Origin of the sequence: Nostocoides veronense, assembly GCF_039531185.1 — a bacterium.
GTDB lineage: Bacteria > Actinomycetota > Actinomycetes > Actinomycetales > Dermatophilaceae > Nostocoides_A > Nostocoides_A veronense.
The window spans coordinates 61,693-75,841 of record NZ_BAAAPO010000010.1; the positions used below are offsets into that span (position 1 = coordinate 61,693).

The 14,149-nt window shown below is 69.6% G+C and carries 15 protein-coding genes; 1 reads left to right on the forward strand and 14 read right to left on the reverse strand.

Features of this window, described 5'->3' with window-relative positions; translation table 11 throughout:
• Positions 1 to 60 precede the first annotated feature (60 nt).
• From proB to ABD225_RS03365, 6 genes are all read right to left on the reverse strand, one after another.
• Positions 61 to 1,197 (reverse strand): glutamate 5-kinase, encoded by a 1,137-nt coding sequence (gene proB / locus ABD225_RS03340; protein ID WP_344081262.1) that lies wholly within the window; start codon positions 1,195 to 1,197, stop codon positions 61 to 63.
• Positions 1,194 to 2,708 carry a GTPase ObgE gene (obgE, locus tag ABD225_RS03345; protein ID WP_344081265.1) on the reverse strand — a complete coding sequence of 505 codons (1,515 nt, stop codon included), beginning with the start codon at positions 2,706 to 2,708 and terminating at the stop codon, positions 1,194 to 1,196. Before obgE ends, proB begins: the two co-directional genes overlap by 4 nt.
• Before the next feature lie 117 nt (positions 2,709 to 2,825).
• Positions 2,826 to 3,080: a 50S ribosomal protein L27 gene (rpmA, locus tag ABD225_RS03350; RefSeq protein ID WP_344081268.1), complete on the reverse strand. Its 255-nt coding sequence runs from the start codon at positions 3,078 to 3,080 to the stop codon at positions 2,826 to 2,828.
• Positions 3,081 to 3,109: 29 nt separating this feature from the next.
• Complete coding sequence (rplU, locus tag ABD225_RS03355; protein WP_344081271.1) at positions 3,110 to 3,418, reverse strand: 50S ribosomal protein L21; 309 nt, start codon at positions 3,416 to 3,418, stop codon at positions 3,110 to 3,112.
• 165 nt (positions 3,419 to 3,583) lie between these two features.
• Positions 3,584 to 6,589 (reverse strand): Rne/Rng family ribonuclease, encoded by a 3,006-nt coding sequence (locus ABD225_RS03360; protein WP_344081274.1) that lies wholly within the window; start codon positions 6,587 to 6,589, stop codon positions 3,584 to 3,586.
• Positions 6,590 to 6,739: 150 nt separating this feature from the next.
• A complete protein-coding gene (locus ABD225_RS03365; protein WP_344081277.1) occupies positions 6,740 to 7,492 on the reverse strand; it encodes a TIGR03936 family radical SAM-associated protein in 753 nt (250 codons plus the stop codon).
• Between the two features lie 70 nt (positions 7,493 to 7,562).
• Between ABD225_RS03365 and ABD225_RS03370 the strand changes: the two genes are divergently transcribed.
• A complete protein-coding gene (locus tag ABD225_RS03370) occupies positions 7,563 to 8,930 on the forward strand; it encodes a transaminase (protein ID WP_344081280.1) in 1,368 nt (455 codons plus the stop codon).
• An 11-nt stretch (positions 8,931 to 8,941) separates the two neighbouring features.
• Here ABD225_RS03370 and ABD225_RS03375 read toward each other — a convergent pair whose 3' ends face one another.
• The 8 genes from ABD225_RS03375 to ABD225_RS03410 form a co-directional block, all read right to left on the reverse strand.
• Entirely contained in the window at positions 8,942 to 9,406 is a 465-nt protein-coding gene (locus ABD225_RS03375; RefSeq protein ID WP_344081283.1) for a GNAT family N-acetyltransferase, read from the reverse strand.
• A 12-nt stretch (positions 9,407 to 9,418) separates the two neighbouring features.
• Positions 9,419 to 9,817: a TA system VapC family ribonuclease toxin gene (locus ABD225_RS03380; protein WP_344081286.1), complete on the reverse strand. Its 399-nt coding sequence runs from the start codon at positions 9,815 to 9,817 to the stop codon at positions 9,419 to 9,421.
• Positions 9,814 to 10,047: a hypothetical protein gene (locus ABD225_RS03385; protein WP_344081289.1), complete on the reverse strand. Its 234-nt coding sequence runs from the start codon at positions 10,045 to 10,047 to the stop codon at positions 9,814 to 9,816. Before ABD225_RS03385 ends, ABD225_RS03380 begins: the two co-directional genes overlap by 4 nt.
• A 77-nt stretch (positions 10,048 to 10,124) precedes the next feature.
• Positions 10,125 to 11,384 carry a DUF6895 family protein gene (locus ABD225_RS03390; RefSeq protein ID WP_344081292.1) on the reverse strand — a complete coding sequence of 420 codons (1,260 nt, stop codon included), beginning with the start codon at positions 11,382 to 11,384 and terminating at the stop codon, positions 10,125 to 10,127.
• 5 nt (positions 11,385 to 11,389) lie between these two features.
• Complete coding sequence (locus ABD225_RS03395; protein ID WP_344081295.1) at positions 11,390 to 11,632, reverse strand: hypothetical protein; 243 nt, start codon at positions 11,630 to 11,632, stop codon at positions 11,390 to 11,392.
• 118 nt (positions 11,633 to 11,750) lie between these two features.
• A complete protein-coding gene (locus tag ABD225_RS03400) occupies positions 11,751 to 12,692 on the reverse strand; it encodes an acyl-CoA thioesterase (RefSeq protein ID WP_344081297.1) in 942 nt (313 codons plus the stop codon).
• 121 nt (positions 12,693 to 12,813) lie between these two features.
• Complete coding sequence (locus tag ABD225_RS03405; protein WP_344081299.1) at positions 12,814 to 13,443, reverse strand: LysE family translocator; 630 nt, start codon at positions 13,441 to 13,443, stop codon at positions 12,814 to 12,816.
• A gap of 29 nt (positions 13,444 to 13,472) precedes the next feature.
• A complete protein-coding gene (locus ABD225_RS03410) occupies positions 13,473 to 14,024 on the reverse strand; it encodes a helix-turn-helix domain-containing protein (RefSeq protein ID WP_344081302.1) in 552 nt (183 codons plus the stop codon).
• Positions 14,025 to 14,149 lie beyond the last annotated feature (125 nt).

Consider the following 14,149-nt stretch of genomic DNA (forward strand, 5'->3'; position numbering starts at 1 on the left):
GGTGCAGGCGGACGTTCCTCGTCCGAGGTTGCCTCGCGCGGTCGGGTTCCCAAGGATGAGTTAGCGCATGACCAGGTTGTCGCGGTGAATGACCTCGCGCTCGTACTCCGGGCCAAGCTCGCGGGCCAACTCGCGCGTGGAGCGGCCGAGAAGGCGGGGCAACTCGGCGGAGTCGTAACTCACCAAGCCCCGTGCGATCACGGCGCCATCCGGACCCACCACATCGACCGGGTCGCCGTCGACGAAGGACCCGCTGATGGCCGTAATACCCGCCGGCAGCAAGGACTTTCGCCGTTCCACCAGGGCCGCGACCGCCCCGGCATCGACCATCAATGACCCACGCGCGCTGGTCGCATGGGCGATCCACAACTTGCGGCTGCCCTTGCCAACGGAGTTCGGCAGGAAGATCGTCCCCACATCCGCCCCGGCGAGCGCTTCCCCAACCGCCGGTGCCGCGCACAGCATGGCGATGACTCCGGCTGAGTTCGCGATGGCCGCCGCCTCGATCTTGGTCGCCATGCCACCGGTTCCCACCATCGACCCCGAGCCGGCGATCCGCACCGACTCCAGGTCGGCCAGCGACCGGATCACCGGAATGCGTTGCGCGCCAGGCTCACTCGGGGGACCGTCATACAACGCATCGACATCGGTGAGCAGCACCAGGGCCTCGGCCTTGACCAGATGCGAGACCAGCGCCGCCAGCCGGTCGTTGTCCCCGAAACGGATCTCGTGCGTCGCGACCGTGTCGTTCTCGTTGATGATCGGGACGATCCCCAGCTCCAGCAGCCGGTCGAGGGTGCGCCGCGCGTTCGTATAGTGCGAGCGTCGCGTCACATCATCCGCCGTCAACAGAACCTGCCCGACGGTCAGGCCGTATGCCGCGAAGGCCCGCGCGTAGTGCGCCACCAGCGCCCCCTGGCCCACCGAGGCGGCAGCCTGCTGGGTCGCCAAATCCTTTGGGCGACGGGTCAATCCGAGCGGACCGATCCCCGCCGCGATCGCACCCGAGGACACCAAGACAACCGGCTCGCCGCGCAACCGCCGCTGCGCGAGAACGGCGACCAGCGCATCGATGCGTGCCGGATCGATCTGCCGTCCGCCATCGGTGGTCAGCGAGGATGACCCGACTTTGACGACCACGCGCCCCCGGCCGGCCACCCGGGCGCGGGCCTCGGCGACATCGGTGGGAGGCGTCATACGGAATCCGGGTCCGTCCAGTGACCGGCCTTGCGCTCCGCGGCCAACTCATCGCGGGCGGCCGTCTGGGCGTCTTTGCGCGCGTGGAACTCTTCGCGACGCTCGGCATTGGTGCGCCGGCTCTTGTCGTCGAAGCGGCCATCCGTGCCGCGGCCGCCGAGCAGTTCGGCGCCGCCGACCATCGTCGGATCCCAGTCGAAGACCACGGCATTCTCCGGCGGGCCGATGAGCACCGTGGCCCCGGGCACTGCGCCCGCCGCGAGCAGCGCGTCCTCGACGCCCGCACGCTGCAGCCGGTCCGCGAGATAGCCGACGGCCTCGTCATTGGAGAAGTCGGTCTGGCGCACCCAGCGGGTGGTCTTGTCCCCGATGACCCGGAAGACGGTCTCGCCGCCATCCTGATCCCGCACCACCCGGAATCCCTTGTCGTCCACCGACTTCGGGCGTATGACGACCCGCTGCGGCACGATCTCGGACTCCATCTGTGCCCGGGCCTCATCGACGGCGCGCGCCATCGCGAAGATCCATTCCTTCAGGCCGAGGTGGGCGACGGCGGAGACGATGAAGACGTCATACCCCCGCTCCCGCAGGTCGGGCTCGACCAGCTCAGCAAGCTCGCGAGCCTCGGGCACATCGGCCTTGTTGAGCACCACCATCCGGACGCGCTCGGCCAGCGGCCGGCCGCCGAGGAGGTCCCCGGGGACATAGGCCGCCAACTCGGCCTCAATGACATCCAGATCGGTCAGCGGATCACGCCCCGGCTCAAGGGTGGCGCAATCGATGACGTGCACCAGCACCGAGCAGCGCTCCACATGGCGTAGGAACTCCAGACCCAGCCCGCGGCCCTCGGAGGCGCCCGGGATCAGACCGGGGACGTCAGCGACCGTGAAACGCGAGGAACCCGCGGTGACGACCCCGAGGTTGGGGACGAGCGTGGTGAAGGGGTAGTCCGCGATCTTCGGGCGTGCGGCCGAGATGACGGACACCAGTGAGGACTTGCCCGCGGAGGGGAAGCCGATCAGCGCGACATCGGCGAGTGACTTCAATTCCAGGACGATGTCGAGGCTCTCCCCCGGCTCGCCGAGCAGCGCGAAGCCGGGCGCCTTGCGCTTGGTGGAGGCGAGCGCCCGGTTTCCGAGGCCACCGCGGCCGCCGGTGGCCACGGTGACGGAGGCGCCCGGGCCGACGAGGTCGGCGAGCACCTCGCCATCCCGGGTGCTGACGACCGTGCCTTCGGGCACCGGGAGGATCAGGTCTGCGCCCTTGGCGCCATCGCGCTCATCGCCCGCGCCGGGGCGGCCGTTGTCGGCGCGGCGGTGCGGGCTGCGGTGGTAGTCCAGCAGCGTGGTCGATTGCGGGTCGACGGTGAGGATGACATCGCCGCCGTGCCCGCCATTGCCGCCATCGGGGCCGCCGAGCGGCTTGAACTTCTCACGCCGGATGGAGGCGACGCCATGGCCGCCATCGCCCGCCGCGACATGCAGGATCACCCGGTCGACGAAGGTGGTCATGACTTGTGGCTCCTCAAAGACTGCCGGGGAAGATAGCGATGGGGCGGACCCGTCGGGCCCGCCCCACTCGCAAGGGGTGCGTATGCGGCGCGGTGCGCGCCCGGCATACGCGGACGATCACTCGCCGGAGACGACGCTCACGACGCGGCGACCGCGCTTGGTGCCGAACTCGACCTTGCCGTCGGCGAGGGCGAAGAGCGTGTCATCGCCACCGCGGCCGACATTGTCACCGGGGTGGAAGTGGGTGCCGCGCTGACGAACGATGATCTCGCCGGTGCCGACGACCTGACCGCCGAAGCGCTTGACGCCGAGGCGCTGAGCGTTGGAGTCGCGACCGTTGCGGGTCGAGGACGCTCCCTTTTTGTGTGCCATGTCAAAAGTCCTTTAGGAAGAGAAGCGGATCAGGCGTCGATCGCGGTGATCTTGACCTGGGTCAGGTGCTGACGGTGACCCTGGCGCTTGCGGTAACCGGTCTTGTTCTTGAACTTCATGATCGTGATCTTCGGGCCCTTGGCGGGGCCGACGACCTCAGCCTTGACCGACACCTTGGCCAGCTTCGCGGCATCCGAGGTGACGGTGGAACCGTCGATCAGCAGAAGAGGGGTCAGGTCCAGCTTGTCGCCGGCCTTGCCGGACACCTTGTCGATCAGGAGGACGTCACCAACGGACACCTTCTCCTGACGACCGCCCGCGCGAACGATCGCGTACACGTTGATCTCACTTTCTAAACCGTCTGTGCTGCGCCTCTGTCAGGGAAACCGGCCGATAGCTACCCCGGGAACGGGACATCAGCGCGGTGGGCGCACCAAGGATCAATGGTAAGGCCTGGCCGCCCTGGCGACCAAACCCGCGGAGCCCGGCCGTATGCCGCCCGTTCAGGCTTCCGGGGTGGCGCGGGGCGGGCCGGCGGGGGCGGTGGCGCGACCGCGGCGACGACGCCCGCCACGGGTGCCGGGCGCCGACGCCGAGGAATCGGCCGCACCATCTGCGTCCGTCGTTCCCGCTGCATTGCCCGCCACCGAAGCAGCGTCCGAAGCGCCCGAGCGCGAGTCGGCCTCAGACGCGGCATCCGCCTCAGCACTCGCAGCCGCAGCCGCAGGCGCCTCAGCGTCACCCGGCTCAGCACTCGCGTCAGACACGCCGTCCTCGGCCAGCGCCGGGTGCTCGGCATCCGACATCGCGCCGTCCTCCGACGCATGAGACGGCTCAGCGAGCAGATCGGCCAGTTCGTCCGCCGGAGCGGGGGCGGCGGGCAGGTCCTCGCGCGCTTCCCCCGAGCCATTGGTCGACTTCAGCGCCGCCGCATGGGCGGCCGCGGCGATCTGCGCCGCGGACGGGCCGCTGCGCACCGGCTCGGGCGCCTTGGCCTCAGCCGCCTGCGAGCGGCTGCGCCGGGCGGTGCGCGTCGAGCCCGACGGCCCGGTCGATCCGGACGACCCAGAAACGGCCGCCCGGCCCGTGCCAGCTGTCACGCCATTGCCCGCGCCGGAGCCATGGCCTCGGTCGGCCTCCGTCTCAGCCGGCGCATCCACCGGTGTCGAGCGCACAATGACGCCACGGCCGTTGCAGCATTCGCAGTTCTCCGAGAAGACCTCGAGCAGGCCGGAGGCCACCCGCTTGCGGGTCATCTGGACGAGCCCGAGCGAGGTCACCTCGGCCACCTGGTGCTTGGTCCGGTCCCGGCCCAGACATTCGAGAAGGCGCCGCACCACCAGATCGCGGTTGGACTCCAGGACCATGTCGATGAAGTCGATGACGATGATGCCGCCGAGGTCGCGCAGGCGCAGTTGGCGCACGATCTCCTCGGCCGCTTCGAGGTTGTTCTTGGTGACGGTCTCTTCGAGATTGCCACCAGATCCGACGAACTTGCCGGTGTTGACGTCGATGACCGTCATCGCTTCGGTCCGGTCGATGACCAGGGACCCACCGGACGGCAGGTAGACCTTGCGATCCAGCGCCTTGGCCAACTGCTCATCGATCCGGTGCGCCGCAAAGATGTCCCGCTCGTCGGTCCACTTCGTCATCCGCGAGGCGAGGTCGGGGGCGACGTCCTCGACATACGACGAAATCTCCTCCCACACCTCCTCGCCGGAGATGACGATGGACGCGAAGTCCTCGTTGAAGACATCGCGGATGACGCGGACGGTCAGGTCGGGCTCGGAATACAGCAGGCTCGGCGCGTTGCCCTTCTTGCCGGACTTCGAGGCCATGGCCTTCGAGACCTTTTCCCACGTCTTGGCCAGCCGCTCGACGTCGCGGCGCAGCTCATCCTCCGAGGCACCCTCGGCGGCGGTGCGCACGATGACGCCGGCGTCGGCGGGCACGATCTGCTTCAGGATCGACTTCAGCCGCGCCCGCTCGGTGTCGGGCAGCTTGCGCGAAATCCCGGTCATGGACCCCTGTGGGACATAGACGAGGTAGCGCCCCGGAAGCGAGATCTGCGAGGTCAGGCGGGCGCCCTTGTGCCCGATCGGATCCTTCGTGACCTGCACCAGAACCGACTCGCCCGAAGACAAGACGTTCTCGATGCGCTTGGCCTCACCCGTCTCGAGCCCGGCGACATCCCAGTTGACCTCACCGGCATACAGCACGGCATTGCGGCCCTTGCCGATGTCGACGAAGGCGGCCTCCATCGACGGCAAGACGTTCTGAACCCGGCCGAGATAGATATTGCCCGCCATCGACGCATTGGTCGTCCGCGAGACATAGTGCTCCACGAGGATCCCGTCCTCGAGCACCCCGATCTGCGTGCGGCCGTCGCGGCGACGCACCACCATGACCCGCTCGACGCTCTCGCGGCGGGCCAGGAACTCCTTCTCGGTGATGATCGTGCGGCGCCGTCCGGCCTCGCGCCCCTCGCGGCGGCGCTGCTTCTTGGCCTCCAGTCGCGTCGACCCCTTGACCGACGCGACCTCGTCGCGAGCGCGCGGCTCCCGCACGCGGGTGACGGTGCCGGGCGGGTCGTCGCTCTCGCCCCCCGCACCGCGCCGACGGCGGCGACGGCGACGAGCCGTGCCCGACTCGCCATCCTCCTGCTCATCCGTATGCGGATCGCTCCCCTCCGACTCCGCCTCACCCTGGTCGGGGGTCGAGTCGGCGGCGGGGGTTTCGTCGGTCTCGGATGTCTCGGTGGCATCCGCTGCGCGAGGGCGGCGGCCGCGACCGCCGCGCCGGCGACGGCCCCGGGTGGTGCCGCCGTCGTCCTCGGCGGAGTCGGCGGACTCGGCGGAGTCGTTGGTGTCCGCGTCGGCGTCCTGCTGGCGGGCCTGCCCGCGCTCCTCGCCGCGGCGCTGGCCCCGGCCCTGAGTGGCCGACGCGGTTTCGGACGCCGCATCGGATGCGGCGGTGTCCGACCCAGCGGTATCGGACGCCGAGTCATTGGCGAAGGGGGTCGGCGTCGCCGCACCCGCCGGACGGGAGGCACGACGGCGAACCGGCGCCGCCTCGGGCGCCTGGAAGAGCAGGCCGAACGCGGCCGGCAGGGTTGGGGCACTGGCCGTTTCCTCGGGCGTCGACGCGTCCTGCGCATCGGAGGCCGCGTCCGCCTCGGCCGGACGGTCGCCATCGCCCGGGCGCTCTGCAGAGGTCTCGTCCTCGGCGGCCTCGTCGTCCGAACCGGTAGCGTTCTGGCCAGTTTCGGGCGCGGCGTCCCCCGCCTCGTCCGTGGCAGTGGGCCCTTCGGCACCTTCATCGTCGGTCGCGTCCTCGGCGCCAACGACAGCAGCGGCGGCGTCGACATCGGCGCTCGTCACGGCGAGATCATCAACCGGGGCGGCGTCGCCATCGTGCGGCGCCGTGCCTGAGTCCTGCGGCTCCTCGACGGAGAACAGCAGTTCGGCGGGTTCGTTCGTCGCGCCGGCTTCGGGTGTGGGCTCGCTCATCGCGGATGCACCTTCTCGCGGCGTGCGGGACAGCCACACCCGGCCGGCAACTGGCCGGCCCCGCACCGCATACCACGCGGTTGTTGTCGCCTCGGTTGGTTACCGACGCGGAAGTCGTGTCGTTCCTCGGTGCGGTTCGCGCGGGGCGCGTCACCGGCTCGAGGCGGCGGCATCCTTGTCGGCGGCCAGGGGATCGGCCACCTGCCCGGTCGCGGGGTCCCATGGTCCCTGCGCCAGCCGGGTGACCCGTGGGGGTCGGGCCGGCGCGAACCCGATGGTTTCGCGCAAGGCGGTCAGTATGTCGTCGGGGCGAACGGCGGGTGTGGTGTGCCGAACGACCAGTTGCAGTATCGCATACCCCTCCTGCTCACCGGCCGTGGCGCGCACGATCGCGGCCTGCACATCGAGTTCGCGCGGGCCGTTCTTCAGCACCCGCGTGACGGTGATGGCGGGCAGGGCGAGCAGGTCACCGAGCGCGGCCTCGAGGTCGGCCGGCGCGATCTCGGGAAAGGCGATGACCCACTCGCTGACCTCGAGGCGGTCCGCCAGCGAACCGGGACCTGCGGGCACAACCTCCACGATGTCGAGGCCGTCGGGGAGGGCCGCATCGAGGTCCGCGCGCAGCCGCTCCGGGTCCAGCGCCTGGGTGGTGCCGATCTCGAAATACTCGGCCTCGGAACTCATCCCGGTCGGCGCGCCCCCGGCATACGAAATCTTCGGGTGCGGGTGGAAGCCGGCGGAGAAGGCCATCGGCACCTGCGCGCGGCGCAGCGCCCGTTCGAGGGCGCGGGCGAAGTCGCGGGTCGAGGAGAACCGCAGCCGGCCGCGGCGGGCATACCGGATGCGATAGCGCGCGGCGACGGGGGCGGGCGGCGGACCGTCGGGAGTGGGTGCGGGAGCCATAGGCGTCGATTATCCCGCGCGGAACGGGGCCCTCTGTTCAGCCTGAAGGGCGCCCCCTAGGGTGACCGACATGACCGCCGTGGATCGCCGTCGTCTCGCTGACCTGCTCGCCGCGGCGCAGGCCGCCTATGCTGCCGCCAACCCGCGCTCGCAGGAGCTGTATGCCGGGGCGAGCAACCTTTTCGGGCGCGTCCCGATGACCTGGATGAACAAGTGGTCAGGCGGCTTCCCCCTCTATCTCGACCACGCCCGCGGGGCGCGGATCACCGATGTCGACGGCCATACCTATGTGGATTTCGCCCTCGGCGACACCGCCGCGATGGCCGGGCACTCCCCCGAGGCGACGATCAAGGCGGTGGCCACGCGGTATGCCGATCAGGGCGGCGCGACGACGATGCTCCCCACCGCGGACGCCCAGTGGGTCGGGGCCGAGCTGACAGCGCGCTTCGGTATGCCGCTGTGGAGCTTCAGCCTGTCGGCGACCGATGCGAACCGCTGGGCCATCCGGCTGGCTCGCCTGGCGACCGGGCGGCCAAAGATTCTCGTCTTCGGCTACAGCTATCACGGGTCGGTCGATGAGGCCTTCGCGCTCGCCGGGCCGGACGGATCGACGGTTTCGCGGCCGGGCAATGTTGCGCCGCCCGTGCCGGTGGATCTGACGACGCGGGCGGCGGTGTGGAACGACCTCGCCTCCGTCGAGGCCGCCCTGCAGCACGGGGATGTCGCCGCGATCCTCACCGAGCCAGCGCTGACCAATATCGGCATCGTGCTGCCCGAGCCGGGCTTCATGGCGGGGCTGCGTGAGTTGGCTACGAGGTATGGCGCGCTGCTGATGATCGATGAGACCCACACCTTCTCGGCGGGCTGGGGTGGCGCGACGACAGCGTGGGGGTTGGAGCCAGACATCTTCGTCATCGGCAAGTCGATCGGCGGTGGAATCCCTTGTGGCGCTTACGGATTGAGCGATGAGGTCGCGGGAGCGGTGACGCGGCATACGTCCTCGGGAGAGGCCGACATCATCGATGTCGGCGGCGTCGGCGGGACCCTGGCCGGCAATGCGCTCTCGCTCGCGGCGATGCGCGCGACGCTCGGCGAGGTGCTGACGCCGGAGGCCTTCGAGCGGATGATCGCGCTCGCGACGCGCTTCACCGAGGGGGTCGAGGCATCACTCGCGGAGTTCGAGCTGCCCTGGTCGATCGCGCAATTGGGCGCCCGGGCGGAGTATCGCTTCGTCTCCCCCGCCCCGCGCACCGGCGAGGAAGCGGCCGCCGCGGCCGATGACGAATTGGACGCCTATATGCACCTGGCCATGTGCAACAGGGGCATCCTGATGACGCCCTTCCACAACATGGCCCTGATGTGTCCGGACACGACCGCCGAGGATGTTGATCGGCATACAGCCGCCTTCCGCGAGGCGGTCGCCGCCCTGCGCGGCTGACCCCGCGGACCCTAGGTCGGTGGGTCGAGGTCGAGGCGCATCAGGTCGTGCGCCGCGCGCATGCCGACCGACTCATAGAGCGAAACCGACATCGGGCTGGGCGCCAGGACCATACGGACCATGCCTTCGGCGCGGGCCCAGGCCACGGCATACGCCATCAGGTCCGTGGCGATCCCGCGCCGCCGAAACGCCGGATCGACCCACACATTCGCGACATAGATCCAGCGTTGCGGGGCTCTCCCGGGCTTCGGCATCCGGGTGAAGATCGCGGCATTCACCATGCCCACGGCATACCCGTCGACACGGGCCAGCCAGCCCACCCGATTCTCGGCTGCCCACCAAGCGCGCATGGAGTCAACGAAATCCGTTGCGGGCCGATGGTTTTCGCCGGTCGACCAGTGCGCCCGCAGGCGCGCCACATCGAGCAGATCCTCAACCTCGATTAGCCCGACCGTATGCCGCCCGCTCCCCTCCATCCGACCACCCTGTCACGCGGGCAGGGCAGGGATGAGCAGAGTTCCCGACAGTGCGGCCAGCTGTTCGTCAAGAGTGGCCAGGACGCCACCGCGAGCGAGGGCCAACGAGCGCAGACAGGCATCGGTGACCTGGCGATGCCCAGTCACGTGCGTCAGGTCGACGGCATCGAAGGCTAGGTCATCCGCCCAGAAATCGTGGCCGGGAACCTCTGCCAGTGCGGCGAGCCACCGTCGGGCGTCGGCCGGAGAGGCCCCGGAGCGCAGGAGGAAGCGCACCACGGCTCCTTGCGTGATGGGGCAGGTGGCGAACCCCGCGACAGTGGCCAGCCAGCGATCGCAGCGCGCGTGGTGGACATGCTCCTGCACCGCCAAGGCAATGAGGACGTTGGCGTCGAGGAGGTAGGTCGTCACTCGTCGTCCAACGCGGCCGCAACGTCATCGCTCGTGATCGGGCCGCCCCCCAGGGAGATCGTCGGGAACCGCGAGTGGCCAGATGGGGTGACCATCAGCGGATCGCCGGACGCCGCGAGGCCGCGGATTGTCAACTCCGCGATCACCGCGGACAGGGACTGACCGCGCGATGCGGCGAGCTCGCGTGCGCGCCGATGCACCGATTCAGGAAGATCCACCGTCGTTCGCATGAGCGCATCATATCTGCATCATGGTGATGCACGGCAGTGCAGCGAACCAGCGGTCCGTCAGCGAGCGTGGTCCGCGGTCAGCGCGCGAGGGCAGCCACGACGAGATCAAGCCACTGCTCCGCCGCCCGCTGCCACGGCCCGGGCGGGAGCCCGGCCACCCGCGCTTGTTGCAATGCCGCGTGGACGGCGCGGGCGTTGGGCGGGTCGCCCAGCGCGCGAGAGATGTCGATATCGCTCACCAGGCCAGCGAGTTCACGCCGCTGGTCCTCCCCGAGCCGGTCGTATGCCGCCCGCCACCCACCCCACTCCCTCACCTCACCGAGCGGCCGGGCAGGCAGACCGCCCGGGTCGGCCCGGTACGTCGCCAGCGGCGCGGAGTAGGTCGCGGCCGTGGCGCAGAGCATGCCCATCACGAGTGCCGTGTGATAGGACATTGCCCGCGCATAGCGCCGACGTTCTTGTCCCACAAGCGAATCCAACACAACGGCATTGAGGTTGCCGCAGGGCAAAACGCCATGCCGGTCCTCCGCTTCGGCCAGCACCGCGAACGCGAAGCCCGCCCCCGGCGTCCACGCCATCCGCAATTCAGGCCAACCCATGAGCAGCTCGGCGCACAGGTCGTAATCCTCCCGATCGAGCGAGCGCACCAGCAGCGCCTCGACATCGGCGGCGATCTCCTCGACGGGTCGTTGGCAGGCCACCCCGCTCCGCGCGCCGAAGTCGGTGACGTACATCAGCAGGTGGGTCACGCCATACGCCTCCTCGCGCGAATCAATCGCGAGATTGAGCGGTCGGGAGAGCATGCTCCACCCACCGCTGGCTGGCGTGGTCAGTGCCCACAGGCGCGCCACCCAATCCCGCTCCGCGAGAACGGTTCCGGGCTCATCCAGCGCGTGCGACAGCACACGATCAGCGAATGGCCTTGCGCGAGAATTGAACTCGTCGTCCGGAAGGCCCATCTTCGTCAGCAGAACGTGTGGCACGGCCCGTTTGAAGACGCGATGCGGCCGCAGCGCCAGGTCCGCGAGCGCCTCCGGCGTGCGGACCGCCGTCGCGATTGAGCGCGCCAAATCCATTGCCGCAGAATGGGTGTCGGCATCAGGGACGCGGGAAGCGGCATACGCGAGCATGGCCGCCTCGGCGAGGATCTTCTCGGGACCGAAGCCCAAGGCGGGCCGCCCCGAGCAGGAGTAGCCCGCCTCACCGAAATCCGCCACAGCCGCCGCGACCACGGTGATGGCGTTTCGGACCCGGCGCTGCAGGTCGGCAGCCGGCCAGAGCGAGGTGGGCACCTCACTCTGGCCGAACTGCCGCTGCGTCGCGGTCCTCGCGGACATCGGTGTCACTGTTCGGTAGTCACCTCAAGCACGGGCGCGATGTCCCGCCCCCGGATGATGCGCTGCGCCATCTCCGCCGGCAAGACACACGCGAGAGTGTTGATGCTGCCGAACAGCACGCCGTGGAGACCGTCGTCCTTGTGGGCGTCGGCGCCGAGTGAGGCGACAAAGGCTCCGATGCGGTCGAAGTCGATCGCGCCGGACTCGAGGAATCGCACCGAGATGTCGTCGTGGGTCGTGCCAGGCATGAGCTGCCCCCTTCGTGAGGCCGTTACCGGCCATGGACGGCCGGACGGTCGCCCGGCTCAGCACGTATGAGGACCGGGCCGGTGCCGGTGACACGTCCGGGACCTCGACAACCTCGCCTTAGTTGCCGTGGCGGGCGCGGATGGCGCTCAGTTCCAGGGCGTGGGCGTCCAAGGCACGATCCTCGTCCGTGACGGGGAGCCAGGGGGTGACCGGTTCCGCCTTCCGCGCCTCGTCAATCGTCACAAAAACGGTGCGGCAGTAGGTCGTCAGCTCCATCTCCCCGGTCGCTGGGTCGCCGGAGCGGACGTGGACACCGATATGCATCGACGTGCGGCCGGTATGCAGCAGCCGCGCTTCGACTTCGACCAAGTGGCCGATCCGGAGCGGCCGATAGAACCGGACGCCGCCGGTAAAGATCGCGACATTGTGAGCATCGCCGGTCCATGAGGTCGCGAGCACGTGCGACGCCTCGTCGATCCACCGCATGACGATGCCGCCGTGCACCTTGCCACCCCAGTTGACATCGGTCGGCGCGGCCAGGAAGCGCATGGTGATCCGCGGCGCGGTCCCGGCTTCGGAGAAGACGACCTCCTGCATCGCCTCCTCAATCTCGCGTCGCACGACCGCCCGCCGACTCGCCCAATCCGCCAGCAGCCGCTCGGCCTCGCCATTGGGCACCAGCGCGGGCACCGGGCTCGGGCGGCCATCGCCGTCGACCGAGACGAAGACCATGAGGCAGTGCGTCGAGGCCGCGAGTTCACCGGTCGCCGGCGGTCCGCTGAAGACCTCGACCATCACATCCATCGAGGTCCGCCCGGTGCGCACCACAGCGGCTCGCACCTCCACGAGATGCCCGACCTCGACCGGGCGCGTGAAGCGCACATTCCCGACATATGCCGTGACCGCGTAGGTCCCGCTCCACCGGGCCACCGCGGCATACCCGGCCTTGTCGATCCACTCCAAAACATTTCCGGCAGAGACAGATCCGGATTGCCCGGCATCCGTCGGCGCGGCGAGGAAGCGCAGCGTCGTGCCCTGGTGGAAGCCTGGCCCGTCCATAGGGATCACGCTATCCAGCCCGCCCCGCCGCGGTCGAGGGCTATGAAACCCCACGAAGTTCTCCGCTCGTCCCTCGCTCCAATACTTCGCGGGGACCCCGCCAACGCTCGCGCAACACGGGCTAGGAATGGCCAAGCAGGGTCGCGCCCAGGCCGACGAAGACCGTGCCAAGCACTCGGTCGATCGCGGTCCGGGCCCGGTCGTATGCCCGCACCACCACCGCACTGCTCGTCGCGAGCGCGGTCAGCGCGAACCAGGCTGCGGCCAGCGAGAGCATGGCCACCATGACCTCGAGTCGCAGCGCCGCGTCCGGGGACGGCGGCAGCAGGCTGGCAAGCAGGGCACCGAAAAAGACCAGAGCCTTCGGGTTCGCCAGATTCGTGGCGAGGCCGAGGCGGTATGCCGCCAGCCCACTCCGCGCGCGGCGCACGTGCTCCTGGGGTGCCGCGGTCGCGCCCGCGGCCTGGCGCGAGTGCCACAGGATGACCAGGCCATAGCCCAACAGGACCACCGCGCCGACGACGCGCAGCACGACATACAGCCCAGCGTGCGCGGCAAGCACGGCGCCAATGCCGGTGATAGCAAGCAGAATCCAGCAGGCGATGCCGCTCACGACGCCGGCACCGACGAGAAGCGCATCGCGCCGACCATAGGCCGCACCCGAGCGCAGCACGGCGACGAAGTCCGGGCCAGGCGAAGCGACGGCAATCGCCCAGGTGACGAGCAGGGCCAACCAGCCAGCAGCAGACATCGGTGAATCTCCTTGTGTGGAAACGGGTTTCAGGTGCGGGGCGAGGCGATCAGGACCAGCGCGATGGCACCCTGGGGGCCTGCGGCATACGCATGCGCACGGTCCCCGGCGAAGCTGGCGAAGTCTCCGGGTGCGAGGTCGTGGGGCTCGGTGCCGGCGGTGAGGGTTAGCGAGCCCTCCAGGACGAGCAGCTGCTCGACCGTGCCTTCGGCGTGCGGCACCCCCGCGAACTCCTCGCCGGGCACCATCTGCAGGCGCCACGACTCCAGGCTGTGGCCGCCGCCGAGGCGGTGGAGCAGGCGGCGCGAACTCTCGGCGGGCGCCATGCCCTCGGCGCGCACGACCACGGTGTCGGTGCCGGAACGCAGATCGAGCAGGTCGACGAGCGGGATGGCCAGCGCATTGGCGAGGGCATCGAGGGTGTCGAGCGTGGGATTGCCACCGGCTTCGATACCGGAGAGGGCGGCTTTCGACAAACCAGCGCGGCGCGCCAACTCGGCGGCGCTGAGCCCGCGCTGCTCCCGGCGCAGGCGCACCAACGCCCCGACAGCCGCCCCAAGCGATCTATTTCCCGTGGACATGCGTTCACTGTAGCGAACAATTGTTCACCATGCAAGACGCCATTGCCTCCCCCTCCTAAGCCTCGATCCACCGATCGACTTGGCGCGGTGTGGTGATCCGGCGCGTCGGAACATGAGAATGCCCC